The organism is Brevibacterium sp. 'Marine', from assembly GCF_012844365.1.
Classification (GTDB): domain Bacteria; phylum Actinomycetota; class Actinomycetes; order Actinomycetales; family Brevibacteriaceae; genus Brevibacterium.
Genome location: NZ_CP051626.1, coordinates 577,961 through 601,625 on the forward strand (window position 1 = coordinate 577,961; position 23,665 = coordinate 601,625).

Annotated in this window: 17 protein-coding genes and 1 riboswitch; of the genes, 7 read left to right on the plus strand and 10 right to left on the minus strand. The window is 66.5% G+C overall.

Annotation, left to right across the window (positions count from 1 at the left end; genetic code table 11):
• Positions 1–105: 105 nt before the first annotated feature.
• Entirely contained in the window at positions 106–1,599 is a 1,494-nt protein-coding gene (locus HF684_RS02550; protein ID WP_169251218.1) for an alanine/glycine:cation symporter family protein, read from the minus strand.
• 340 nt (positions 1,600–1,939) lie between these two features.
• Between HF684_RS02550 and HF684_RS02555 the strand changes: the two genes are divergently transcribed.
• Entirely contained in the window at positions 1,940–2,800 is an 861-nt protein-coding gene (locus tag HF684_RS02555) for a glycerophosphodiester phosphodiesterase family protein (RefSeq protein WP_169251219.1), read from the plus strand.
• A gap of 24 nt (positions 2,801–2,824) precedes the next feature.
• On the opposite strand, the gene HF684_RS02560 is transcribed toward HF684_RS02555, so the two are convergent.
• Both HF684_RS02560 and HF684_RS02565 read right to left on the minus strand, forming a co-directional pair.
• On the minus strand, positions 2,825–3,277 hold the full coding sequence (locus HF684_RS02560) for a pyridoxamine 5'-phosphate oxidase family protein (RefSeq protein WP_169251220.1): 453 nt from the start codon (positions 3,275–3,277) through the stop codon (positions 2,825–2,827).
• A 183-nt stretch (positions 3,278–3,460) separates the two neighbouring features.
• Positions 3,461–4,414, minus strand: a complete 954-nt coding sequence (locus tag HF684_RS02565) for a hypothetical protein (protein ID WP_169251221.1) — start codon at positions 4,412–4,414, stop codon at positions 3,461–3,463.
• A gap of 112 nt (positions 4,415–4,526) precedes the next feature.
• Here HF684_RS02565 and HF684_RS02570 point away from each other — a divergent pair, with 112 nt between their 5' ends.
• Positions 4,527–6,938, plus strand: coding sequence for a DUF255 domain-containing protein (locus HF684_RS02570; RefSeq protein WP_169251222.1), 2,412 nt, complete (start codon positions 4,527–4,529; stop codon positions 6,936–6,938).
• A 10-nt stretch (positions 6,939–6,948) separates the two neighbouring features.
• Here HF684_RS02570 and HF684_RS02575 read toward each other — a convergent pair whose 3' ends face one another.
• From HF684_RS02575 to HF684_RS02590, 4 genes are all read right to left on the minus strand, one after another.
• On the minus strand, positions 6,949–8,694 hold the full coding sequence (locus HF684_RS02575) for an ABC-ATPase domain-containing protein (protein ID WP_169251223.1): 1,746 nt from the start codon (positions 8,692–8,694) through the stop codon (positions 6,949–6,951).
• Positions 8,695–8,725: 31 nt separating this feature from the next.
• Entirely contained in the window at positions 8,726–9,517 is a 792-nt protein-coding gene (locus tag HF684_RS02580; RefSeq protein WP_169251224.1) for an amidohydrolase family protein, read from the minus strand.
• Between the two features lie 98 nt (positions 9,518–9,615).
• The gene (thiC, locus tag HF684_RS02585; RefSeq protein ID WP_169251225.1) at positions 9,616–11,424 is read right to left on the minus strand and encodes a phosphomethylpyrimidine synthase ThiC; all 1,809 of its coding nucleotides are present in this window, start codon (positions 11,422–11,424) and stop codon (positions 9,616–9,618) included.
• Positions 11,420–11,528, minus strand: a riboswitch (TPP riboswitch). (Overlaps the previous gene by 5 nt.)
• A gap of 74 nt (positions 11,529–11,602) precedes the next feature.
• Positions 11,603–12,907: a M18 family aminopeptidase gene (locus tag HF684_RS02590; RefSeq protein ID WP_169251226.1), complete on the minus strand. Its 1,305-nt coding sequence runs from the start codon at positions 12,905–12,907 to the stop codon at positions 11,603–11,605.
• A 135-nt stretch (positions 12,908–13,042) separates the two neighbouring features.
• On the opposite strand from HF684_RS02590, the gene HF684_RS02595 reads away from it, so the two are divergent.
• On the plus strand, positions 13,043–14,749 hold the full coding sequence (locus HF684_RS02595; RefSeq protein ID WP_248279087.1) for a DUF1684 domain-containing protein: 1,707 nt from the start codon (positions 13,043–13,045) through the stop codon (positions 14,747–14,749).
• A 108-nt stretch (positions 14,750–14,857) separates the two neighbouring features.
• Here the strand turns inward: HF684_RS02595 and HF684_RS02600 are convergent, their stop codons facing one another.
• A complete protein-coding gene (locus HF684_RS02600) occupies positions 14,858–16,828 on the minus strand; it encodes a M13-type metalloendopeptidase (protein WP_169251228.1) in 1,971 nt (656 codons plus the stop codon).
• Positions 16,829–16,881: 53 nt separating this feature from the next.
• Here HF684_RS02600 and HF684_RS02605 point away from each other — a divergent pair, with 53 nt between their 5' ends.
• Together HF684_RS02605 and HF684_RS02610 are read left to right on the plus strand one after the other, a co-directional pair.
• Positions 16,882–17,460: a low molecular weight protein-tyrosine-phosphatase gene (locus HF684_RS02605; protein WP_169251229.1), complete on the plus strand. Its 579-nt coding sequence runs from the start codon at positions 16,882–16,884 to the stop codon at positions 17,458–17,460.
• A gap of 65 nt (positions 17,461–17,525) precedes the next feature.
• A complete protein-coding gene (locus tag HF684_RS02610; RefSeq protein WP_248279088.1) occupies positions 17,526–18,173 on the plus strand; it encodes a copper resistance protein CopC in 648 nt (215 codons plus the stop codon).
• 158 nt (positions 18,174–18,331) lie between these two features.
• On the opposite strand, the gene HF684_RS02615 is transcribed toward HF684_RS02610, so the two are convergent.
• Positions 18,332–19,531, minus strand: a complete 1,200-nt coding sequence (locus HF684_RS02615; RefSeq protein WP_169251230.1) for a PQQ-dependent sugar dehydrogenase — start codon at positions 19,529–19,531, stop codon at positions 18,332–18,334.
• A 204-nt stretch (positions 19,532–19,735) separates the two neighbouring features.
• On the opposite strand from HF684_RS02615, the gene HF684_RS02620 reads away from it, so the two are divergent.
• The gene (locus HF684_RS02620) at positions 19,736–20,722 is read left to right on the plus strand and encodes an LLM class flavin-dependent oxidoreductase (RefSeq protein ID WP_169251231.1); all 987 of its coding nucleotides are present in this window, start codon (positions 19,736–19,738) and stop codon (positions 20,720–20,722) included.
• A 10-nt stretch (positions 20,723–20,732) separates the two neighbouring features.
• Here the strand turns inward: HF684_RS02620 and HF684_RS02625 are convergent, their stop codons facing one another.
• Complete coding sequence (locus tag HF684_RS02625) at positions 20,733–21,686, minus strand: LysR family transcriptional regulator (protein WP_169251232.1); 954 nt, start codon at positions 21,684–21,686, stop codon at positions 20,733–20,735.
• 103 nt (positions 21,687–21,789) lie between these two features.
• Between HF684_RS02625 and HF684_RS02630 the strand changes: the two genes are divergently transcribed.
• Positions 21,790–23,547 carry an FAD-dependent oxidoreductase gene (locus HF684_RS02630; RefSeq protein ID WP_169251233.1) on the plus strand — a complete coding sequence of 586 codons (1,758 nt, stop codon included), beginning with the start codon at positions 21,790–21,792 and terminating at the stop codon, positions 23,545–23,547.
• Positions 23,548–23,665: the final 118 nt, after the last annotated feature.

Sequence of the window (23,665 nt, forward strand, 5' to 3'; positions counted from 1 at the left end):
CTCCTTAGGGTCAGCGGACTGCCTGCGGAACTTGGGAAATGAAAACACATCGGGCGCCCCGAAAGGGAGCGCCCGATGTGCGTTGTCGACTGCTGTTCGGCAGCGTCACTCGCTGTCGGAGCGAACTTTCTTCCCGCGGTCCTGCCAGAACTTCGCGGTGGTCACCTCGTCGGTGCCGTCCCAGGCGTCGACCTCGGTGTTGATGCGCTTGAACGTGGGCAGATCGCCGCGGTGGAAGACGGGTTCGAAACCGGCTCGGCGCTGCTGCTGGTAGTTCTTCAACAGCGAGAACACCAGGGGCGAGAGCATCAGCAGAGCGAACAGGTTGATGAGCGCCATGATCGCCATGAAGATGTCTGCGGCAGTCCAGACCAGGTCGAGCGCAGCGATCGCGCCGATGAACACCGAGACCATGACGATGACCTGATACACCCGCAATGCGGCGCGGTTCGTCGTCAGATGCTCGATGTTCGCTTCGCCGTAGTAGTAGTTGCCGAGGATCGACGAGAACGCGAAGAGGAAGATCGCGAAAGTGAGGAAGTGGATCGCCCACTGCCCGAGCTGACCGCTCAGCGCCGTCTGCGTGAGCTGGATGCCCTCGGCAGAGCTGCCGTACTCCGGGTTCGACAGCAGGATGATGAACGCGGTGATCGAGCAGACGAGGATCGTATCGAAGTACACGCCCAGCGCCTGCACGAAGCCCTGCTTGGCCGGGTGCGACGCCGATGCAGTGGCTGCCGCGTTCGGGACCGAACCGATGCCGGCCTCGTTGGAGAACAGACCGCGCTGCACACCGATGAGCATGATCGAACCCAAAGTGCCGCCGGCGAGCGAATGCATGCTGAACGCATCAGCGAAGATCGTCGCGATCATCGACGGAACGGCACCGATGTTCATCGCCACGACGATGATGCCGACGATGAGGTAGAGACCGGCCATGATCGGCACCAGATAAGCCGAGATGTTCGAGATGCGCTTGGCACCGCCGGCGAAGATCGCGAATGCGGCGACGGCGATGATGGCACCGGCGACCGCGGCGAAGACGCCGTCCGAATTCTCGACTCCGAAGGATGCGCCGACGGCGTCGACGATGGAGTTCGACTGCACGGAGTTGAACACGACGCCGTAGGTGATGGCGACGATGACGGCGAAGACCAACCCGAGCCACTTCATGTTCAGCCCGTGCTTGATGTAATAGGCGGGGCCGCCGCGGAAGTTCGGGCCGTCCTTGAGTTTGTACAACTGGCCGAGGGCGGACTCGGCGAAAGCCGTGGCCCCGCCGACGATGGCCGTCAGCCACATCCAGAACATCGCCCCCGGACCGCCGAGCGAGATCGCCAATGCGACACCGGCGATGTTCGCCGTCCCCACTCGCGAGGCCGCGGAGATCGAGAAGGCGCGGAACGGCGAGATGTTCCGGTTGCCCTCGGAATCCCGTCCGCCCGGCTCCGTCAGGGTGCGGAACATCTCGGGCAGCAGGCGGATCTGCACCACTCCCGTGCGGATCGTGAAATACAGACCAGTGGGGATGAGAACAGCTACGAGGATGTATGACGATACGGTGCTGACACTGTCGAATGCACTCTGGAGCATCTCCATTGAACTGCGCCTCCTTCGGCAATCGTGCTGGAGAGGATCGGAGGTGCGGAACGCGAGAACTCCGTCCGGGGTTATCCCCAGTCTGCCACCCCACCCCCTGCCGGTGTGGCATTGGCCCCTGCTGTGAGAGATGCCGGTGGTTCGCAGCCGAGTCAGCATCGGCTCAGGCGACGGCCAGTGCCGACACCGGCAGGATTCATGTCCCGTCCACTCGCGCATCACCCGGGCCTTGCTCGGGCCGCCTAGTCTGGGCGGCCTAGTACTCATCGTTCGGTCGCCTAAGCAGCAGTTGGATCCGGCGCCCGAACGCCACCCGCAGTCTCCGTGGAGGAGTTCTGAAATGCCCATCACCCTCGCCACCCCCACCTCCGATCCCTCGCCCAGAGACCTCAGCGCCGGCATCGCCGACACCGTGATCGATCCTGCCCGCGTTCGGGTTCCGCCCCTGGTCATCGCACACCGAGGTGCGTCCGCCGAGTGGCCGGAGAACACGATCCCTGCGTTCATCGCCGGCATCGACCAGGGCGCAGACATGATCGAAGCCGACGTCCACATGAGCGCCGACGGCGAGCTCGTGATCATGCACGACACCACAGTCGATCGCACGACCGACGCCCGCACCCTGTATCCGAATCGCGAAGACCGCAGCATCGCCGGCATGAATGCCGCCCAGATCGCCACGCTCGATGCCGGAAGCTGGAAGGGTGCGGAGTTCGCAGGTGTCCGCGTGCCCCGCCTCGCCGAGGTGCTCACCCTCGCCCACGACACCCGCACCGGCCTGCTGCTCGAGGTCAAGCATCCCGAGGTCTATCCCGGAATCGCCGAGGCGGTCCTGTCCGCCCTGCGCACCGTGCCGAATTATCTCGAGCGGGCTTTGGCCGCCGGCATGCTCGTCGTCCAGTCCGCGAACTGGGCATTCGTCGCCGAATTCCACGCGCTCGCCCCGGAGATCCCGGTCGGCGTGCTCGGGCGCCCGTGCCCGGACGAACTCCAGGACTTCGCCGACTGGGTCGACCAGGTCAACCCGGAATTCTGTGCCGCCGACGAGGACTTCCTCACCGCCATCCACGAGCTCGGAATGACGAGTCTGGTGTGGACCGTCGACGACATCGGCGAGATGGAACGGGCCATCGATGTCGGCGCCGACGGCATCATCACCAACGCCCCCGACCGCCTCGTCGAGGTCGTCGAAGCCCTCTGATCGACGAAGAGCCGGTCGACGGCGTCACTCGTGCGGTGCGCGTGCCACGTCGCGCAGCGCTGACTTCCACGTCGCGGGATCGGTCACCGGGAAGCTCCTACCGGTGACCTCCTCGGCGAGGATCCGGACGAAATGATTCTTCGTCCCGGCCTGCAGCGGGGAGACGTCGAGGGAGACCGTGTCGCGCAGTTCGTCGGGAGCCTTGATCTCCTTCGCGTCGCCTTTGACGACGACGCTGAACGCGGTCTGCCCGTCGACGCCGTCGATTTCGAAGGCGACGCGGGGATGGCTGCGGACGGCGTCGATCTTCGTGCCATCGCCGGTGCGGATGACGAGTGCGGAATGTTCGACGGTGAAGTTCACCGGGAAGATCTCCGGGGCACCATCGGCGATGACGGCCAGGCGACCGACGGAGGCGGATCGCAGGAGGTCCCAGCAGTCCGCGGCGTCGAGCGTCCAGGGTGATTCGGCGTTCATTGTCGTTCTCCTGTCTCCCAGCGGCGGGCACCGGGATCGGTTCCCGCTCCACTAAGTTCTACATAGTGTAGAAGAATGCCGGATGCGGGGGAAGAGGGAACTGCGACGCGGATGATGCCGTCTCGGCAGATGGTCCGGCTCAGGTTTGGGCGGTCGGCTGTTCACCTGGGCAGAGCTTGTCGCTCAACCAGCTTCCGCTATCGGGGCGATGTCACCGGTCGGGGCGCAGTTGAGTGTGCGGATTGCGAGCACGAGGCTGCCGAGGACGAGGCCGAACATGGAGACGACCCAGCCCGAGTATCCGAAAGTGAACGCCGGTGGGTATCCGACCGCCAGTATGGTCGACTCCCGGCACAGGTACAGTCCGCAGACGATGACGACGAACGCGAGAGTGCGAGCAGATCGAGGCGTGGTGCCGGACGGCGCCGAGCCGACGGCCGGTGCATCGGCAGGCAGTGATCGGGACTCGGCGATGAGCCGCAGGGCGAGGACGGCGGAGACGATTCCGGCCGCTGCGCCCAGAGCATTGAAGGCATCACCGTACTCGAACAGGAGCAGGGCGTCGACGAATATGGTTCGCAGCAGCCAGACGAGGAGCACGATCCCGACCGCCACGAACAATCCGATGGCGGCGGCACGGGAACGGCGGCGGAGGACTGCGGGGGAGGCCGCCTCGGCGACGGGGACGAGGCGGGCCGTGACCGCGGCCAGGGCAAGGGCCACAACGATCGGGAAAGCGACCGCGACGATGAGGCTCGCGGAGGCCAAGGCCGTGGTGAGCGCGGGATTGTCGGCCAGGCCCCCGGGGTCGGCGCCGAACGTGTCGATGGTGAAGATCGACCTGAGCGCTTCGACGGCGCAGAGAACCACGGTGACGACGATGAACACGCTGCGGGGGATCGGGCGAAGACCGCGGGCGACCGTGATCGCGGCGGCGCCGGAGACCGCGATAAGCGCGAGGCGAAGGAGGCTCGGACCCGGTGACGACACAGAGGAGTCTTGAGCCTTGACCTCGAGGAGCCCTGCACCGACCCACGTGACGAGGAAGACGACGGCGGCAACGATGGTGAGGGCCATTCTGCGGGCGTCGAGGCCGATTCTCAGGTCGGGGGCGTCGGTGTCCGGTGCGGTGCTCATGGCCCCATGCTCCCATAAAAACCAGCTGCCTTGTCGGCTGGAGGGCGGCGATCTCTGTCGGCGGGCGGGAGATGGCCTCGCGTGTGATCGTCCGAAGTGAGACGCTGGAGGCATGCCGAACGAACTCGCCGAATCGACCAGCCCCTACCTGCGCGCGCACGCCGACAATCCCGTGGACTGGCGGATGTGGACGAAGGACACCCTCGCCGAGGCGGCCCGCCGTGACGTCCCCCTCCTCATCTCGATCGGCTACTCCACCTGCCACTGGTGCCACGTCATGGCCCATGAGTCGTTCGAGGACGAAGCGGTCGCGGCGATGATGAACGACCGGTTCGTGCCCGTGAAGATCGACCGTGAGGAACTGCCGGACATCGACGCCTATTACATGAACGCCCTGCAGGCGATGACCGGACAGGGCGGTTGGCCGATGACGATCTTCGCCACACCTGCCGGCAGTCCCTTCTATGCCGGCACTTACTTCCCGCCCGCGCCGCGGGGCAATCTGCCCGCATTCACACAGGTGCTCTCGGCCGTGTCGGCGACGTGGACGGACCGCCGCGATGAGGTCGATCAGATGACATCCCGGATGGACCGCGGACTGGCCGAGATGGCCGATGCCGTGACCAGCGCCCTCCCCGCCGAGGCGGCCGCGGAGTCCCTGACCCCCGATGAGCTCGACTCCGCTGCCGCAGCGCTGCTCGATTCCTACGATCCGGCCTGGGGCGGATTCGGCGGTGCCCCGAAGTTCCCGCCGATGATGAACGTCCTCCAGCTCCTCGCCGCGTTCGTGCGCTTGGGCGGGACCGCCTCGGCGGGTGAGGGAGAGGACGACGGTGCTTCGGGACGCCCGGGAACCGGCGGGACTGCCTCGGCGAATGAGGGAGAGGCCGGGGAACACCCGATCGATCGAGTCCGGGCCGAGGGACGGCTCGGCTGGCTCGGCGCCGACGGGCACCTGACCGGTGAGCCCGTCCTCGACTGCCTCATCGCCGTGCGCTCGACCTTGGCCAGAATCGCCAGTGGCGGCATGCGCGACCAGGTGCGCGGCGGGATCGCCCGCTACAGCGTCGACCGGCAGTGGTTCGTGCCGCACTTCGAGAAGATGCTCTACGACAACGCCCTCTACCTGCGTGCCGTCGTCGCCTGGGCGAAGGTCGAACGCGCCCTGGACCCGAGGTCGAAATGGCTCGCCCTGGCCGAACGCGAGATCGCCGATACCGCGAACTTCCTGATCAGCGACCTGTCGACCGATGACGGATTCATCGCCGCCCTCGACGCGGATTCACTCAACTCGGCGGGAGTCTCCGAAGAGGGCGCGGCCTATGTCTTCGCCCCCGAAGAATTCGCTGAAGCCGGGCAGGCCGGGCTGCTCGGGCTCGTCGATTCGCCGGCCGGAGGCGAGCTGTCCGGCCAGGTCGTCGCGGCCGTGCGCATCATCGACTGGCTCGGCATGGAAGACGTGCCCTTCGACGCGGACCACCCCGCGCCGTGGGACATCGAGGCGACGAAGCATCAGAGCGAGATGCTCGACCAGCTGCGCGCTCGCCGGTCCCAGCCGGCCCGTGACGAGAAGATCATCACCGAATGGAATTCCCTGGCCGTCACCGCCCTCGCCGAGGCGGCCCTGTACTCCGGTGCGGGCGCTGAGTCTGACGGTGGTGCCGATTCGGCGCGATGGGCAGAAACCGCCGTGCGATTCTGGACGGCGATGGACGAACGAAACAAGCAGGCAGGAGCGACCGCCGGTTCGATGGAGCAGGCCGGATCGGTGGAGTCGGCCGGCTCGGCCTCGCTCGATGTGCGGCGCAGCTTCACCGGCGGAGTCGCCGGCCCCGGGCGGGGCGGGCTTGCAGACTGGGCGCAGACGATCACCGCTGGGATCACGGTCGGGCAGCTGTCGGGCGGGGCCGCCTCGGTGAGAGTGGGGGATCTGGTCGACCTCGCGGCGACGATGCTCGACCTCTTCACCTCCGAACAAGGGGACGGAGTTCTCGAGGCGGTCGATTCGCTCGGCGACGGGATCATCGATGTGAAGTCGGCGGACCCCGTCGACAACACCGTGCCGTCGGGACGATCGGCGGCCGCCGAGGCGGTGCTGCTGCTCGCCGAGCTCGGCGTCGACGCTGCCACGTCCGGTGGTCCAGAATCCGGTGCGACGCCTGGTGCGGCAGAGTCGTCAGGGGAGGCGGCCGCGCTGGATACCGGACGACTGTTGGAGGTGAGAGATCGGCTGCTCGGGGTCTATCGGGCACTGGCCGGTCAGGCTCCGCGCGGGTGCGGCCATGCGCTGTGGCAGGCCGAGCGGGCACTGTCGCCCGTGCGGGTCGCCACCGGCGACGAGGCGCTGCGGACCATCGCTGCCCGGCATCCAGCGGTCACTCTGCTCACCGCTTCGACCGGGGTGCCCGGACCGGACGGTCGGGAGGTCGACGTCCCCGCGGGGACGGCGATCGTGTGCCGAGGGACCTCCTGCTCACTGCCGGTGGGTACAAACGCCGAGCTGGTTGGACTGTTGGATAGGTAGGTCGCGCTCGTCAGCGTTCGAGGTTCAACCCGCGGAAGCGGTTGAGCGCGGCGGCGATCTCCTGCCGGCGCGGCCGGGTCAGGTGACCCGGATGGTCGCGGTGGCCCGTGATTCCGTCGAGCCCTTCGGCATCGAGCATGTCCTCGACCTCGGCCAGCGCCTCGGTCAGGGAGGTGCGTCCGTCGAAGATCTCCGCGAGGTATTCGAGTGTCTCGGCTACTCCGGCGGCCTGCTGCGTGTCGACGAGTTGAGCGATGGCGATGAGATCGATGAAGTCGCGGCCGAACTGGATCCGGTCGGATCCCTTAGCGCGGGCGGTCTTCGTCTTCGACGCCGGACGCAGCGCCTTCGCCGTCGGCACACGCGGTGCGGCGGTGAAAGCGGGGGCGGCGGGGGAGTCTGAACCGGAGTCCGGGCTGAGGTCGGCGGCGGTGACGCCGACGAGGTCATGTGCCTGGTTCGTGACTTCGCGGGGGACATAGGCGTCGAGGGCGATGACGTGGTCGGCGACTTCGAAGAACGCGCTCGATCCGCCGGCGACGAGCACTGTGGATACGCCCTGCTCGGTCAGCAGAGGACGGACGCGGTCGACGAACGGGGTGATCGGTTCCCGTTCGGCGGGGATGAGCGCGCGCATGCGTTCGTCGCGGATCATGAAGTTCGTCGCCGAAGTGTCCTCGTCGATGAGCAGGGTGCGTGCACCCGCCTCGATCGCTTCGACGAGGTTGGCCGCCTGCGAGGTCGATCCGCTGGCATTCGTGGTGGAGAAGGATCTCGTGTCAGTGCCCGAGGGTAGGTTGTTGATGAACGCCGAGATGTCGTCGCCGGTCACGGCGCGACCGTCCTCGGCTCGGATGGAGGTGGCAGTCGGGTCGCTGATGACCCATTCGCGCCCGTCGCCGGCGATATGCGGGTAGACGCCGCGTTCGAGCGCGCGCAGAATCGTCGACTTCCCGTGATAGCCGCCTCCGACGATGACGGTGACCCCGCGGGGAATGCCCATGCCGGTGACGCTGTGGCCGCTGGAGAGATCGACCGTGTGTTCGAGTTCGGGAGGGGAGGTGAAGGCCACCGCATCGGAGGATGTCATCGGCAGGTCCGAATCCCCGGATTTCCGCGGCAGAATCGCCCCGTTGCCGATGAACCCGATGAGTCCGGCCTCGCCGAGGCGGCTGCGCAGTTCCAGCTGATCCCGGTGCAGCTGGACGTGGTCGGCGAGCCCGTGGGCCGATGGGGCGGGAGTGTTCCCTCCCCTGCCTGCCGGGGCGTCCGACCAGCGGTCGAAGAGAAAGAGTCGTTCGGCGAATTCGGGCAGATCGCGAGTGAGGATGTCGGCGGCCTGGTGGCCGAGGATGCGGCGGCCGCGGGCCGGAAGGTTGACGAGCAGACGTGCCTCGAGCCCGGCGTCGTCGATGAGGATGTTCGTCCGTTCGAGGATCTCCTGCCCGGGGCGGCCGAGGATCAGTGCGCGTTGATCGAGCTTCGCGAGCACCGCGTTGCCGGCACGGAGAAGGTAGTCGGCCGCTGCGATGCGATCGGCGCGCTCGGTGGTGAGCTCAAGCGGAACCTTCGCATCGGCACGATCGACACGGACCCGGACCTTCGACGGGGAGGCGAACGGATCGGCTTGGACCCGATCGATGAACACGGTGACCGGTCCGAAGGTGTAGCGGCCGCGGATCTGTTTGAGATTGCCGTAGCTGCGACCGTCGAGGGTGTGCAGAGTGGAGGCGAGATTCGACTGACGTGAACTCATCTCACTCATGCTACTGGGCGGAGATGAACGTCTACTCAGCGGATGACGGTTCGAGGCCGTAGAACCTCGCCGCATTCGACCAGAACACGGCGTCCGCCTCGGTGGGGGTGAGCACCTGGAGGAGGAGTGTGAAATCAGCATCTGAGAAGGGGCGACGTGCCCGCGTCGACGGCAGATCCGTGCCCACCATGAGCGCGGTCGGGTCGGTGTCGACGATGCGACGGACCGCCTCGGCGGGGTCGAGTTCCACGCGACCGAAACCGGTGGCTTTGACCTTCACCCCGGCCTCGACGAGGCGCAGCAGGGTGGGCAGTCCGTCCTCGTGCATGCCCAGGTGGTCGATGCTCACCGCCGGCAGTGCGGCGATGCGTGCGGTGAGGTCGGCATCGATGGTGCGGGCGTCGATATAGAGCTCGGCATGCCATCCGACAAGGTCATGGACCCGTCGGGCGAAGCTGTCGAGGGCATCGAGAGTGGCCGAACCACCGCGGGCGATATTGAAGCGCAGCGCCTTGATGCCGGCCTCGTCGAGGCGGCGGATCTGTTCATCGGTGGTCGCATCCGGCAGCTGTGTGACACCGACATAGCTGCCGCCGAGCCCCCGCAGCGCCTCGACGAGGTACCCCTGGTCGAAGCCCTGGAACGAGCCGGAGACGACGGCACCTCCGGCGACGTCGACTCCCACCTCGGGCAGGCTCTGCAGCCTCGCGCGATAGTCGGCGACCGTGAATGGGTCGGGCAGATAGCCGTTGTTCTCGATCAGCGGATGGGTCGGATCGATGATGTGCAGATGCGCGTCGAAGGCACGCTGAAGTTCGCTCATACCGTCAACCTACATCGCCTCCGCAACGCTCGTTCACGGCCTGGCGCGTCAGTCGAATCGTGCACACTGCGATAGACGCGCCACGCCCTGAACGACGGTCAGTCCGCCTTGAGGCCGACGGTCGGATCGGGCAGGTAGACCTCTCCGCCAGAGGCGAGGAATTCGCGGCTCTTCCGCTGCATTCCTGCCAGGGCCTCCTGAGCCTCGGCGCTGCCGTAGGTGTCGCGGATGTCCTGGGAGATGCGCATCGAGCAGAACTTCGGCCCGCACATGGAACAGAAGTGCGCGGTCTTCGCGGGTTCCGCGGGCAGCGTCTCGTCGTGGAACGCCTCGGCAGTCTCCGGATCGAGGCCGAGCGCGAACTGATCCCGCCAGCGGAACTCGAACCGAGCCTTCGACAGCGCATCATCGCGGGCCGTCGCGCCGGGGTGGCCTTTCGCGATATCCGCGGCATGCGCGGCGATCTTGTACGTGATCACCCCGGTCTTGACGTCGTCGCGGTCGGGTAGGCCGAGATGCTCCTTCGGGGTGACGTAGCAGAGCATCGCCGTGCCGTAGCGGGCGATCTCGGTCGCCCCGATCGCCGAGGTGATGTGGTCGTATCCGGGTGCGATATCCGTGACCAGCGGACCCAAGGTGTAGAACGGTGCGCCGTGGCAGAGCTCCTGCTGGCGTTCGACGTTCTCCCGTACGAGGTGGAGCGGAATGTGCCCGGGGCCTTCGACCATCACCTGGACATCGTGGGCCCACGCACGTTCGGTGAGTTCGGCCAGTGTGTCGAGTTCGGCGAACTGGGCGGCATCGTTGGCGTCGGCGATGGACCCCGGTCGCAGTCCGTCGCCGAGTGAGAACGCGACATCGTAGCGGGCGAAGATCTCACAGAGCTCGTCGAAGTGGGTGTAGAGGAAGTTCTCCTCGTGGTGGGCAAGGCACCAGCCGGCCATGATGGACCCGCCGCGGGAGACCATCCCGGTGACCCGGTCGGCCGTGAGCGGAACATAGCGCAGCAGCACACCGGCGTGGACGGTCATGTAGTCGACACCCTGCTCACACTGTTCGATGACCGTGTCGCGATAGATCTCCCAGGTCAGCGCGTTCGCATTACCGTCGACCTTCTCCAGCGCCTGATAGATCGGGACGGTGCCGATGGGGATGGGGGAGTTGCGGATGATCCATTCCCGAGTGGTGTGGATGTCATTGCCGGTCGACAGGTCCATGAGGGTGTCGGCACCCCACTTCGCGGCCCACCGCAGCTTCTGCACCTCCTCGGCGATGGAGCTGGTGACCGCGGAATTGCCGATGTTCGCGTTGATCTTGACGAGGAATGCCTTGCCGATGATCATCGGTTCGGATTCGGGGTGGTTGATGTTGTTCGGGATGATCGCCCGACCGGCGGCGAGTTCGGCACGCACGAGCTCGACATCGCACTGCTCGCGGAGTGCGACGAACCGCATCTCCGGGGTGATGATGCCCTGCCTTGCGTAGTGCATCTGGGTGACCGTGCGACCGGTCTTGGCCCGACGCGGAACCGGTCTGCGTCCCTTCCACTGCTGCGACGGGGCACCTCGGCGGACGGCGGCACGACCGTCATCGGCGATGCGGTGGCCGCGGGCTGCGTACGTTTCGGTGTCGAGGCGATCCTCGATCCACGGAAATCGCAGAGCTGGAAGTCCCTCTTCCGGAGTGCTGCCCGGTCCGACGGTGCGGTAGACGTCGACGGGATCGTTGGCCCGGCCGTTCGAGTCCTCGAGTTCGATGCGGGTCACGGGAACGCGGATGCCGTGCTCCGTGTCGTCGACCCACGCCGGCGAATGCGTCGGATACTGCTCGAGGGTGAATTCGTCGTGCGAATCTGCGTCAGACGAAGTCGTGGCAGGGGCGGGTGTTTCAGGGGTGAATGCAGTCATCTGCAGTCCTCACTTCCTACGCCGGTATCAACCGGATCAGGTTCTACGGTCTCGGACGATGCAGTCCGATCTCAGCCCGTGCAGCGGGCTCCCGTGGGGTCGTGCAATTCGTATCACGATCGTCGTGGTGAGGACAACCGCGGTGTCGGCGGATTCGAGGCCCGCCGGGGGTGCGAGGTCAGCTGCCTTGGAGGAACGCCTTCGCAGCGGCACCGAGAGCGAGCACATCGGAGACCGCGACCATCTCGCGGGCCGAGTGCATCGAGTACAGGGCCGGACCCACGTCGACGGTGGTCATTCCCAGTCGGGTCGCGGTCAGCGGTCCGATCGTCGACCCGCAGGGCATCGCATTGTTCGACACGAAATCCTGGTAGTCGACCCCAGCGGCCGTGCATGCCTGCGACCACACGGCCGTGCCGACCGCATCCGTGGCGTAGCGCTGCTGAGCGTTGAGCTTGAGCAGGGGACCGCCGCCGAGGCGGGGGCGGACATGCGGGTCATGTCGTTCCGGATAGTTCGGATGAGCAGCATGCCCGGCATCGGAGGAGACACACACCGAGGAGGCCATCGACGCGAGATAATCGCTGCGCGTCGACTGCGGCAGCAAGGAGGCGACGATGCGTTCGGTGACGTCGGCGAGGAACGGGCCGCATGCTCCCGAGCGCGAATTCGATCCGATCTCCTCGTGGTCGAAGGCCGCGAACAGGGGGATGCCGTCGAGGCCGTCGGCATCGAGCTGGGTGAGCGCGGTGACACCGGCGTGGACGGACAGCAGGTTGTCCAGCCTCGGCGAGGCGAAGAACTCCTCGGCCGCACCGAAGAGGGCCGGTTCCTGAGTGGGGATGGTGTAGACATCGTGGCCGACGACGGTCTCGGCATCGACTCCGGCGGACGCGGCGAGCAGTTCGATGATGTCCGCCTCGGCGAGGTCGGCCAGGCCGATGACGGGAGCGGTATGACGCTGCTTGTCCAGGGTCAGCCCCTCGTTGACCTGACGGTCGAGGTGGATCGCCAGCTGCGGGATGCGGGCGATCGGTCCGGTGCGGGCGAGCACGATGCGGCCGTCGGCGAGGCCGAGACGACCGGCGAAGGCGAGCTCACGATCGAGCCACGAATTCAGCAACGGCCCGCCGTAGACCTCCACCCCGACCTGACGGGTGCCCTCAGCGGTGTACTCGCCGCCGGGTTTGAGTTTGAACGCCGGGGAATCGGTGTGGGAACCGAACACACGGAACCGGTCAGCCGCCTCGGTGACGGTGGGATTCATCCACGCGATGAGCGCGCCGTCCCGGATGACGTAGTGCCCGGTCCCAGGTGTCAGCGCCCAGGGAACGGACTCGTCGAGGTGGGAGAATCCGGCTTCTTCCAGGCGTTTCGCGGCGGTGGCCACCGCGTGATAGGAGCTGGGGGAGGCGCTGACGAAGTCGCCGAGGTCGGCCGCTGTCGTCGCGGCCCGATCCGGTCTCGGGAGTGATTCATTCATTTCCCCAGCCTATCGTTTGCGGTAGTTTGGAGGTGAAGAAGATCAGGTCTCAGACGCCGGGTTGCCACCGGGTCCGAGAATCAGGCGGGAGCAGCGATCCTGCTGCCGCACCAGCGACGGCAAGGAGTGTTCGACGTGAACCAGTTCGTGACGGAGTGGAACACCTGGCGCGACTCACGGAACTCGGCACTGGCGAAACCGTTCGGCTGGCTCAGCGTCGTCGGGCTGCACTGGCTCGAGGACGAATCGACCTGGACCGACGCCCCCGGCACCTTCACCGTCGACGACGGGTGGGTGACCGTGTCCCTGGACACCGGAATCAAGGCCGGTCCAGCGGCGGAGACGTTCGACCTGCTCAGCGCGGTCGGCGACGGCGGAGACGGTTCGGATTCGACTGGTTCCGGGGCTGGGACTGGGGGAGGTCCTGGGGCTGGGACTGGGGCGAACGGCGCGGGTGTGACCAACTCGGGGCCGACCCGGGCGACGAGCCCGGCCGTGCCCAGCGACACCTCGACCCTGCCGAGGGTCACGGACCAGGCCGACGCGGCGGCCGGTGCGGGCGCAGATTCTGCGGCTGGTGCGGATGGTTCTGCTGGTGCGGATGCCGGATCGGATGCCGGTTCACAGGCGACCGGCGGACACGCAGCCGTGCCCGCTCGACCTCAGGTCCGCGTCGAGGAGAACGGGTTCAGCGCGAAACTTCCGACCGGCGGATCGCTCAACTGGTTCACCGTCGGCAACGTCCTCTACGAACTCATCGACCGGGCCGGCCGCCTCGGTGTGCGTGTGCGCAATTCGAAGTCCCCGCTGTTGGGCAAGTTCTTCGAGGTTCCGGTCTTCGACCCGGACCCGGACTTCGTCTTCCTCGCCCGATTCACCCGGTTCGACCCGTTCAAGACCTACCCGATCGAAACCGCTCAAGAGGATCTGCAGCTGCAGACGCAGGCGGCGGGAATCGTCACGTTCGACACTCAGCACGGTGAGGTGAACCTGCTCGCCACCGGGTGTCCGAAGACCGGGCTCCAGCTGGACTTCCACGATTCGACGAACGGGAGCACCACCTCGGCGTGGCGGACCATCGATCTCGGAGTGCCGAATCAGGACGGGTCGCTCGTCGTCGATTTCAACCGTGCGGTGAACTACCCGTTCGCGTTCACCTCGTTCGCCACCTGCCCGGCCCCGATCGAGGGAAACGTCGTTCCCTTCGACGTCACCGCAGGTGAGCGGCGTCCCCCGTTCTTCTACTCGGAGGCCGGGATCAACGTGCCGTTCCTCTTCTACGTGTGGTGGGACGAAAACAGCGCCGAGGTGACCCGCCCCTGGTACTCACGATTCGGCCTCGACATCACCATCCTCAACCCCAACCACGACGACGGGCGGATCTCGCTGGTCGGCTTCGACGGGGTCGCCATGTCCGGTGGGGATCTGTCCCCGCTGGGGCGCAAGGCCCGGTCGCGGCTCATCGATGTCGCCACCGAAGCGCTGACCTCACGGATTCCGGTCATCGGCATCGGCGCATACTCGGCGTTCGTCATCCAGGCCCAGCGCGAGCTGCGGTCGCAGCAGGGGTATGTCGATGGCATCGAGACCGAATACTCGGCCCCCGAGGACCGGCTGCTCATCGTGATGAACAACGAACTCGACCCGAAGCAGGCCGGTTTCGACATCGTCCACACCGACGCCAGCGGGCTGCTCTACGTGGAGATGCCCTTCGACATTCCGCTCGAATCCGATCGCACCGAGGTCGAGGACTTCCAGGCTGCGATGGAATCCGGTGCCTCGATCTCGAGCTGGCAGGAATTCGACTACCGCATGGTCGCCCTCATCCGCCACCACCGCTGAGTCACTCCACTCGGATCCCCGGGCTCCCAGCGCCCGTTTCCTCCCCGAACTACCCGACGGCGGCCCAGCAACCTCGCGCGAGGTTGCTGGGCCGCCGTCAGGTAGTAATTACCAGATGGTGACTCGGGAGTCGGGGGCTAAGTACATGCCGTCGGACTCGGTCACGCCGTAGGTGTCGTGGAAGGCGGTCATGTTCTTCACGACCTGGTTGCAGCGGAACTCCTCCGGCGAATGCGGGTCGATCGAGAGTCTGCGCACACGCTCCTCGGTGCGCATCTTCGACCGCCATGCCTTCGCCCACGCGGAGAAGAACGCCTTCGCCTGCTCGGGGCTCGGCGCCACCGGCACGCCCGGAGTGCCCGCCCGTTCGCCGAGTTCGAGCTCGAGCGCCTTCCAGCCGATCGACAGGCCACCCAGGTCACCGATGTTCTCACCGACCGTCAGCGCCCCGTTGACATGCTGGTTGGCCTCGAGACCGGCCGGAACCAGTTCCTCATACTGGGCGATCAGCGCATTCGTGCGCTCCTCGAAGCGCTCACGATCAGCAGACGTCCACCAATCGACGAGGTTGCCGTCGCCGTCATAGCGCGAACCCTGATCGTCGAAGCCGTGCCCGATCTCGTGGCCGATGACCGCGCCGATGGCTCCGAAGTTCGCCGCCACATCACCGGCGGCGTCGAAGAACGGCGGCTGGAGGATCGCGGCAGGGAAGACGATCTCGTTCATCACCGGGTGGTAGTAGGCGTTGACCGTCTGCGGGGTCATCAGCCATTCGGTGCGGTCGATGGGTCCGCCGATCCGTTTGACCTGCCGCACATGCTCGGCCTGCGAGCAGCGACGCACATTGCCCACCAGGTCGGCGGCGTCGATCGTGGCCGGGTACTCCCGCCACACCTCCGGATAGCCGACCTTCGGAGTGAACTTCGAGAGCTTGACCAGCGCGCGTTCCTTCGTCTCCTCGCTCATCCAATCGAGTTCGCGGATCGACTTGTCATAGGCCTTGATGAGCATGCCCACGAGGTGATCGATCGCGTCCTTCGACGACGGCGGGAACTCAGCGGCGACATAGAGCTTGCCCACGGCCTCACCGAGGTAGCCCTCGACGAGGCTGACCCCGCGCTTCCAGCGCTCCCGCAGTGCCGGGGTGCCCGACAGAGTCCGGGAGTTGAAGTCGAAGTTCTCCTCGACGAACTCATCGGAGAGCAGCGAGGCGGTGTCGGAGACGACGACGAAGCGCAGCCAGGTCTTGATGGTCTCGATATCGGTCTCCGCCCACACCTTCGCCATGCCCGTGACGAACGAGGGCTGGGAGACCACGAGGTGCTTGAGATCGGCCGCCTCGGCGGTGAGGATCCCCAGGTACGAGTCGAAGTCGAACTCGGGGCCGAGGTCGCGCAGCTGAGAGATCGAATACTTGTTGTACGTCTTCTCCGCATCGCGGCAGGCCACCCGATCCCAGTGGTGGCGGGCGAGTTCGGTCTCGAACGCCATCACCTTGGCGGCCACCTCGGCATCGGTGATCCCGGACTTCTCCCCGAGACCGGCCAGGGCCGCGATCTTCTGCACATGCGCGAGGAACTTCGCGCGCACCTCGGCGTGGTCGTCGTTGAAGTAGTAGTCCTCGTCGGGCAGGGAGATCCCGGCCTGGACGAGGTAGAGGGCGTAGACGTCGGAGTCCTTCGCATCGGCGGTGACGTACCCGCCGAGCACTCCGCCGATGCCTTCGGTCTCGAGGCGGGCGAGCGTCGCGGCGAGTTCGGACTTGTCCTCGGCTGCGTCGATGGCGGCGAACGTCGAGGTCAGCGGGGCGACGCCGAGGTCGTTGATGCGCTCGACGTCCATGAACGAGGTGAACAGGTCGGCGACCTTCTGCCCCTCGGACCCGGGCTCCTGCGCAGTGTCCGACACGGAGGTGATGATGTCGCGGACCTTCGTCTCGGCGGTGTCGAAGAGCTCACGCATGGCTCCGTCGCCGGCCCGGTCGTCGGGGATCGTGAACGAGTCGATCCACTCGCCGTTGATGTGCTGGTACAGGTCGTCGGCGGGCCTGATCGAGGTCTGTGAGGTTTCAGAAGTCATGGCCCCACAGTATCGTGATCAGTGCCCCGTACGCCCCGCCCGAGGAGGACCGCATGAGTCTGGCATCCGTCGTTTTCGTGTGCACCGGCAACATCTGCCGGTCCGTCACCGCCGAACGTGTGCTCGTGCATCACTTGGCCGAGACCGGCGCCGAGGCGGTCGTCGACTCCGCCGGGATCAGCGACGAGGAGGCCGGCAACCCCATCGACCCTCGTCAGGCTCGTGTGCTCGCCGCCGCCGGCTACCGCACCGACGATCACATCGCCCGGCAGATCACGGCCGAATGGTTGGCGCAGCGCGATCTGGCGGTCGCGATGACCGCCCGCCACTACCGTGCGCTGCAGCGGATGATCTCAGGTCTTCCCGCCGAGGCGGCCCCGGAGCTGCGGATGCTGCGCGAATTCGATCCGCGGGTGGCCGTCTCGGCCCGAGGCGCGGGAGCCGATGGGACCGCGGTGGCCGCAGGGGAGGTCAGCGCCGCCTCGGCGGGGGACGACGACATCCCCGCCCCCGATGTCGAGGATCCCTGGTACGGGGAATTCAAGCATTTCGAAGAAACTCTTGAGACAATTGAAGTATCCGTGCCGGGAATCACGGATCGTCTGCGCACGCTGGCCGCGAAATCTCAGTGATACTGGTAAGCACAAGCTCGCTGACACGATCGAAATCGCAGGTACGCCTCGAAGGAGAAACTCTCATGACTCGTCTCATGACACGACAGAACTGGTCCGCTCTCAGGCTGGGCTTCGCCGCCCTGCTGGTGGCCGCGATGAGCGTGTTCGCTTTCGCTCCCGCCGCCAGTGCGCATGATCAGCTGGTGTCGTCGAACCCCGAGGACGGTGCCGAGCTCGACCAGCAGCCCAAATGGCTCGAGATGACCTTCTCCGGCGACATCCAGGAAGTCGGCTCCGAGGTCAAGGTCGTCGTCGACGGCAAAGACGTCTCCGCAGGTGAGCTGACCGTTAAGGGCAAGAAGCTCAGCGTCGCTCTGCCCGACGATCTCAAGCCCGGCGATTACACGGTCACCTGGCGCGTGGTGTCGCAGGACGGCCACCCGATCTCCGGCGACTACTCGTTCGCTATCAAGGATTCCGAAGGGGCCGGCGGTGAGGTCAAGGAGTCGTCCGGAGAGTCGACGAAGGCCGGGCTCGGCGGCGGAGTCGTCGACGAACCGGGCAAGGACACCGAGGATCGCGGCGAGATCGGCGAATCCACCGGCGGCGACTCCGGAATGTCGACGCCGATGATCGTGCTGCTGTCCGTGGGCGGCCTGGCCATCATCGTCATCGTCGTCCTGCTCATGCGCCGCAAGTCCCAGGGACTGCCCGGAACCAAGGACAACTGAGTCAGCAGTCCGGTGACCGACGCAGCACGTCTGTCACGAGGCCCCGAACGCGAAGAGCGTTCGGGGCCTCGGTCGTACCTGCGAGGCGGGCGAGCCCGGCGTTCCAGCGTGTGCCCGGCTGTCGGCCGGTATACGCAGCGATAACCGGGCAGGCGCCGTCAGGGCGTGAAGCGCAGGAGGCGGTCGTCGTCCGGGCCGGGATCTCCGCGGCCATCGGTGTTGTTCGTCAGCACGAGCAACGACCCGTCGGGTGCCTCGACCACATCGCGCAGACGCCCGTAATCACCGGTCCACAGCTGCGACGATGACGCCAGGTCATCAAGTGGCACCCGGTGCAGCCGCTGCCCACGGAGTCCGGCGATGAGGATGCTGTCCTCGGTGACGGCCAGTCCGGACGGGCTCGCTTCGTCGGGTGACCACTGCTGCACCGGATCGATGAAATCGCCTGCTCCGCTGCCCGAGTCACCGCCACCCTCGCCTCCGCTCGAGTCGCCGTCACCTGCACCGTCATCCTCGGCGATGCCTTCGACCTCGGGCCAGCCGTAGTTGCCGCCGGCTTCGATGACGTTGAGCTCATCCCACGTGTCCTGCCCGAACTCCGAGGCATACATCGTGTCCTCGTCGTCCCACCCGATGCCCTGCGGGTTCCGATGTCCCATGCTGTACACGAGCGAATCGCCGAACGGATTGTCGTCGGGCACCTCGCCATCGGGGGTCATGCGCAGAATCTTTCCCGACAGCGCCTGCTCATCCTGGGCACTGTCGCGATCGCCCGTATCGCCGAGCGTGGCATAGAGCATCCCGTCGGGGCCGAAGGCCAACCGCCCACCGTTGTGGAAGTTCGCCGTCGGCAGTCCGTCGAGGATCGTCTCCTCCTCACCCAGGGACAGGTCCCCGGCCTCGCCGAGGAGGTCGAACCGCACGATCCGATTCTCCGTCCCAGCGGCGAAGAAGGCATAGAGACGGTCATCGTCGACGGCGAGACCGTGGAGGCCGGCCTCACCCGAGGCCGAGGCATCATCGATTCGGCCGACCTCACGAACCTCTCCACCTGCGGAGACTTCGAGGATTCGACCCGAATCGCGTTCGCTGACCAACATGGTCTGCCCGAAGAAGGCGATCGACCACGGGGATTCGAGGCCGGTGGCGACAACCTCGGGAGAGTCCGCACCCGCCGCGGACCCGGCGTCGGCTGATCCGGACCCAGCGCTCGCCGAGGCGGCCCCCGACTCCGACCCGCCCCGACCGTTGGTCTCGCCGGCGTCCGAATCCGAGGAACAGGCGCTGAGGACGACGGCCAGTGACAGTACGGCACCGGTGAGAAATCGTCCGGTTCGGCGCTGTGCTGAGGTGCTCATGCTCTCTCCTTCTTCGGGGAGTCCGGTTGCACAAGACTATCCGTCGGCAGCCCTCGAAATGAACCGTCTGCCGGCGACTGTGACCGTCTGCCCAGGAATGGACCAGGAATAGAACCGTCTGTCCGGACTGTTGCCACAGGTGACTGAAGTCGTGTGATCGCGTTCTGCGGTCGCACTGCGTCCCCACCGAAGGAGCCCTCCGCCTTGTCCGTTCCGTTGAACATCCTCGATCTCGTCTCCATCCGGGAAGGGTCGAACGCCCGTGACGCCATCGCCGAATCGATGACGAACGCGCAGCTCGCCGACGAACTGGGATATCAGCGCCTGTGGTTCGCCGAACACCACAACACGATGGGCCTGGCGGCCAGCGCCACGGCCCTGCTCATCTCACGGGCCGCCTCGGTGACGGAGAAGATCCGGGTCGGATCCGGCGGTGTCATGCTGCCCAACCATGCCCCGCTCATGGTCGCCGAACAGTACGGAACGCTGGCAAACATCCACGGTGAGCGCATCGACTTAGGCCTCGGGCGTGCCCCCGGCACGGATGGGATGACCGCGCAGGCGCTCGCCCGGTCCTCGGCCGAACCGCAGGACTTCGCGCAGAACATCTATGACATGCAGGGCTGGTTCTCCGAGACAGGGCAGGCGCACACCATGCCGATCAAGTCCGCGGTCTCGGCGGGGATGAACGTGCCCATCTGGGTGCTCGGATCGACGATGAACGGCGCCTCGATCGCCGGTCAGTTGGGCCTGCCGTTCTCCCTGGCCTCGCACTTCGCACCCGACCAGATCGACATCGCGATCAAGACCTACCGGGATTCGTTCACCACCGACGCCCCGACCGCGCAGATCGATCAGCCCTATGTCATGGCCGGGATCAACGTCATGGTCGCCGACACCGACGCCGAGGCGGCCCGCCAGTTCACCTCGGTCCAGCAGATGTTCAACGACATGCGCACCGGCCGCCGCCGCAATCTGCAGCCCCCGGTCGACCCGGCCGAGATCGATGCGCAGGGCGGAACCAGCCCGATGCTGTCCATCAGCGCCGTCGGCTCACCGGATACCGCGACCGCGCAGATGGCCGAATTCGTCGAACGCACCGGCGCCGACGAACTCATCACCGTCACCTATGCCTTTGACCCCGAGGTGCAGCGCCGGTCGCTCACGCTGCTCGCCGACGCCTGGTTCTGAGGTTCGGCGGTCAGTCGAGGACCCGGACGTAGTCGGAGAGTCCGGGTTCGGTGTCGGTGAGCGTGTGGGCGGTTGAGAGGATCGTCGACTCCATCGCCGAGGCGGCCCTCGTCGCCCGCACGTCCGCGCGCGTGGCGAGGCTGACCGTGCGCGGCAGCCGCGGGTCGACCAGCGGCACTGAGTCGAGCAGGGGGCGGTCGACGAGGACCATTGCGGGGACGATCGCGACCCCGAGACCGCGTTCGACGAACCGCAGCGCCGCATCCATCTCCACGCCCTCGACGACGACCCGGGGAGTCAGGCCGGCCGAGTCGAACGCGGAGGAGGTCGCCTCCCTGAGGTCGTAACCGTGATGGAACAGGACCTGGGGACGGTCGGCCACCTCGGCGAGGGTGATCCGATCGGTCTGCGCGCGGCCCGAGGTGAGCAGATCGGAACCGGCGGCGGCGATGACGACGAGATCCTCGGCGAGGATCCCGCGCAGGCTGAGCCTGGGCATCTGCGGGGCGAGGTCGAAGGTGCGGGTGATGAGCGCGAGGTCGAGCTCGCCGCCGGCCAAGGCCTCGATGAGCTCACGGGAGCCTTTCTCGACCAACTCGAGTTCGACGCCGGGATGGGCGGTGTGGAACCGGCTGATCGCCTCGGCCACGAGGCCCACGCACAGGGTCGGGGTCGCACCCAGCTGGACGCGACCGCGCCGCAGACCGGCGAGCTCATCCATGTCACGGCGGACCGCCTCGGCGTCGGCGAGCATGCGTTTCGCCGTCGGCAGCAGGGTCGCTCCGGCATCCGTGAGCGTGATGTGACCATGCGCGCGGTGGAAGAGCTCGGCCCCGAGCTCCTTCTCCAGCGTCGAGATCTGCCTCGACAGCGAGGGCTGTGCCAGGTGAAGCGTCGCGGCGGCTTTCGTGAAATGGCCGGTGGCGGCCACCTCGGCGAAACTCCGCAGCTGTTCGAGGTTCATGAGCGCTCTCTCTGCAGGTCAGACATGAAGATAGCATATCTCTATCGAGGTGACTCGAACAATGCATTGGACGTATGGAGTGGGCGGTTTCATAGTGGAATCCATGAACACCACACAGGGCGGACCCCGCCGAAAAGAACACTCCATCTCCACCTCGGTGCTGGTCATCGGAACCGGCGGATCGGGCCTGCGGGCCGCGATCGAGGTCGCCGAATCAGGCGCCGATGTCCTCGCGGTCGGCAAACGGCCGAAGGAGGACGCGCACACCTCACTGGCCGCCGGCGGCATCAACGCAGCTCTGGCAACGATGGACCCGGACGACACGTGGGCCCAGCACGCGGCCGACACGATCAAGGAATCCTATGACCTCGCCAACCCCCGCACCGTCGAAATCGTCACCCAGGGAGCAGCAGAAGGCATCGCTGACCTGGAACGATATGGAATGGACTTCCAGAAGGAGGACGACGGTCGGATCTCTCAGCGCTTCTTCGGCGCCCACACCTGGCGTCGCACCGCTTTCGCCGGCGACTACACGGGGCTGGAAATCCAGCGCACCCTCATTCGTCGCGCCGAAGCCTTAGACATCCCGATCCTCGACCGCGTCTACATCACGAAGCTGCTGGTCTCAGGCGGTCGCATCTTCGGCGCCTATGGCTTCGACGTCATCGACGGCACCGGCTACCGGATCTACGCAGACGCCGTCATCCTCGCCGCCGGCGGACACAACCGGATCTGGCGGCGGACCTCCTCGCGCCGGGACGAGAACACCGGCGACTCCTTCCGCCTGGCCGTCGAAGCAGGCGCCCGGCTGCGCGATGCCGAACTCGTCCAGTTCCATCCCTCGGGAATCCTCGAACCCGAGAACGCGGCAGGTACGTTGGTCTCCGAGGCGGCCCGCGGCGAGGGCGGGATCCTGCGCAATGGCTTGGGGGAGCGGTTCATGGAACGCTACGACCCGCAGCGGATGGAGTTGTCGACCCGTGACCGGGTGGCGCTGGCCGCCTACACGGAGATCGCCGAGGGCCGCGGCACCGAAAACGGGGGAGTGTGGCTCGACGTGTCCCATCTGCCGCGCGAGACGATCATGAGCCGGCTGCCGCGGGTGTTCCAGACACTCATGGAGACGCAGATGCTCGACATCACGGCCTCGCCGATCGAGATCGCCCCGACCGCGCACTATTCGATGGGCGGAGTGTGGGTCGACCCGGTCGATCACAGCACCGACGTCGAGGGACTGTGGGCCATCGGCGAGGCCTCATCGGGTCTGCACGGGGCGAACCGGTTGGGCGGGAACTCGCTCATCGAGCTCCTCGTCTTCGGCCGCATCGTCGGACGGTCCGCCGTCGCGTACTCCGATTCGCTGGAGGCCCAAGTGCGGTCGCATGCCGCGGTCGACGAGGCGAGAGTCGAGATCTCCGATCTGCTGGCATCCGAGGGCACGGAGAACGTGCGTGCCCTGCAGCGCGAGGTCCGCAATCTCATGACCGAACACGCGGGAGTCGTCCGTGACGAGGCCGGACTCTTGGCTGGACTGGAGAAGCTTTCCGGCATCGAGGCGCGGATGGGGTCTGTGGGAATTCATCCCGACATCGCCGGTTTCGCCGACCTCTCCCATGCCTTCGACCTGCGGTCGTCGGTGCTCGCGGCCCGGGCGACGCTCGAATGCGCTCTGGAGCGGAGGGAGACCCGCGGCTGCCACAACCGCAGCGACTACCCTCAGATGGACCCGGAGCTCACGGTCAATCTCGTCTGGTCGCCGTCGGCCGGAGTCGTCCGCGAGTCGATCCCAGCGGTCTCAGCAGACGTCGCAGCCCTCATGCACTCCGGCGAAATCAGCCAAGAAGGCAAACTAGTCGAATAATTGCTACCTGACGGCGGCTCAGCAACCTCGCGCGAGGTTGCTGAGCCGCCGTCAGGTAGTTCCGGGGAGGGGTGAGGTTCAGCGATCAGTTGATGCTCCTGTGCCCGTTGGGCCGAGT